The sequence below is a fragment of the Synechococcus sp. R3-13 genome, assembly GCF_047462195.1.
In the GTDB taxonomy this organism is placed as follows: Bacteria; Cyanobacteriota; Cyanobacteriia; order Thermostichales; family Thermostichaceae; genus Thermostichus.
Map to the genome: position 1 here is coordinate 1 of NZ_JANSIO010000288.1, position 2,104 is coordinate 2,104.

Sequence of the window (2,104 nt, forward strand, 5' to 3'; positions counted from 1 at the left end):
CCCTTGCTTCCCACTGCTGCTGATGTGGATGAAAACCCCAAAGCTCCACCTGAGGATTCTGCAAAGGCTGTCTTGGTCGAACCGGCAAAACCGCCGACTGTTGTCGCTCCTATTGCTTCAAGAGGGGTCGGTGCTCCTTCTCCCCCCAGGGCACCTGCTCCTCCGCTGCCGGCATGGATCCCACCCCAGCCTGTGCCGCAAATGAAGCTGGTGGGATTGATCCACGATCCAGGTGCTCCCAAGGCCCTGATTTTGATCGACAACGTAGTACGTCAGGTGGCTGTTGGCCATGCGGTGAAAGCAGAGTGGCGGGTTAACTCCATCAGCCCCTACGGTGTGAGGGTGAGCAATGGTGCTCAAAGCGTCACCTTGCAGTTGGGACTGTCGCAGCGAATCTAAAGCATCCAAATAGGGATCCCCCCCGGGCTAAGAGATCTCGATGGCAGCAGCGCCGGAAGGGTGGGAGATCGGATTGAAAAAGGGAGGAGGGGCAGATGAAATTCGCCAAGCCGGGGCGAATAAACCGCTGCAGAGTGAGAGCGGGCTTGGTTTTGGCGTACCTCTGTCTTGGCCTGTCCGCTTGTCGCAGCACACCCCCCTTGTCAGAATCCCCATCGGGGATCCCAGCGGCCTATGCTGACCGCCCGCAACTGCAAGGGGAGGCAGTGGTGGAGCTGGAGGTGCAAACTGCTGAGGGGGTAGGCAAGGTGATCCTGGAGATCCACGGGGAAGCGGCACCCCTGACCGGCGGCCAGTTCGTGGATTTGGTTCAGCGGGGCTTTTACAACGGCCTCACCTTTCATCGGGTGGAGAAGGATCCGCAGCCTTTTGTGGTGCAGGGTGGGGATCCCCGTGGTGACGGTACAGGGGGTGCAACAGAGCCGGGGAGCAACCGCCTGCGCACCATCCCCCTGGAAATTCAGCTGCGTGGGGAACCCTACCCCCGCTACAACATCTTGATCCAGGATCCCGCTGCTCTGAGTAAGTTGCTCTTGCCCCATCGTTTGGGGGCGGTGGCCATGGCCCGTTCTAGCCCACTTGACTCAGCCTCTTCCCAGTTTTACATCACCCTCTCTGCTCTGCCGATTTTGGACGGGCGCTATGCCGTGTTCGGCTACGTCACCGAGGGGATGGAGTGGGTGGAGCGCATCCAGGTGGGAGATGTGATCCGCTCGGCGCGGGTGTTGGAAGGAGCGGACTTGCTCAGGGTTCCGGGATCCCAACCGGAAAGAGCAGATCAGATGGAGGATCCCGGCAGTTTATGATGGGCAGCAACTCTGCTGCTGGTTTGGTTGTTGTGGCTCCGGCTTTTGCCTTGAGGAAGGGCAAGTTTTGCCCTCGTCCCCTCCGCCAACACCTGGGCACCCCTTCATGCAAGAAGACGCTTTTTCTCCCCTGGAGCCCCTAGACGAGCTGCCACCTCACTCGCCGCCGGAGGTGGATGTGGAGCTGATGCTGCAGCAGTTGCAGGATCCGGATCCCTATTTGCGGATGCAGGCGGCCCGCGCCTTCTGTGAGATCGAAGAACCCCGCGCCGTTAAACCCCTGCTGGCCCTAGTCCGGGATCCCTGCCCGTTGGTGCGGGTGGGAGCGGCCTATGCCCTAGGTCGGAATCCGGATCCCGCTGAGGTGGAGGTGCTGATCGAGGGCTTGCGCTGGGATTGGAACGGCTATGTGCGCAAAGGCTTGGTGTGGGCGTTGGGCAATGCCAAGGATCCGCGCGCCTACCCGGTGTTGCTGGAAGTGTTGGCCGGGGATATCGCGGCAGTGCGATTGTGGGCTGCCAGTGCCCTCGGACAATTGGCTCAGGCGCAAGTGTTGCCCGGCCCGGCATTGGATGAGGTGGTCGCAGCTCTCTGCCGGGGCTTGGCTCAAGATCCAATCGCAGCGGTACGCGGCAACTGTGCCTGGAGCTTAGGGATCCTGGGGCAACAGGTGAAACTGGCTCTCGAGGATCCCATTGTTTACACGATGCTAACAAGGCAATTGCTGACCAGCGCCAGTCGCGATCCCGATTGGGGGGTGCGGGATGACGCGCGGCTTGCCCTACAAAAGCTGGCAGATCCCGATTTGCTGGAGCATGACTCTAGTCAATAATAAGCTC

General features: G+C 60.6%; 2 protein-coding genes and 1 pseudogene. All 3 read left to right on the top strand.

Annotation, left to right across the window (positions count from 1 at the left end):
- Positions 1 to 399: pseudogene (locus NW856_RS09080) on the top strand (hypothetical protein); the annotation flags it as partial.
- Between the two features lie 95 nt (positions 400 to 494).
- On the top strand, positions 495 to 1,265 hold the full coding sequence (locus NW856_RS09085) for a peptidylprolyl isomerase (RefSeq protein WP_414399904.1): 771 nt from the start codon (positions 495 to 497) through the stop codon (positions 1,263 to 1,265).
- 106 nt (positions 1,266 to 1,371) lie between these two features.
- Positions 1,372 to 2,097 (top strand): HEAT repeat domain-containing protein, encoded by a 726-nt coding sequence (locus NW856_RS09090; protein WP_414399905.1) that lies wholly within the window; start codon positions 1,372 to 1,374, stop codon positions 2,095 to 2,097.
- Positions 2,098 to 2,104 lie beyond the last annotated feature (7 nt).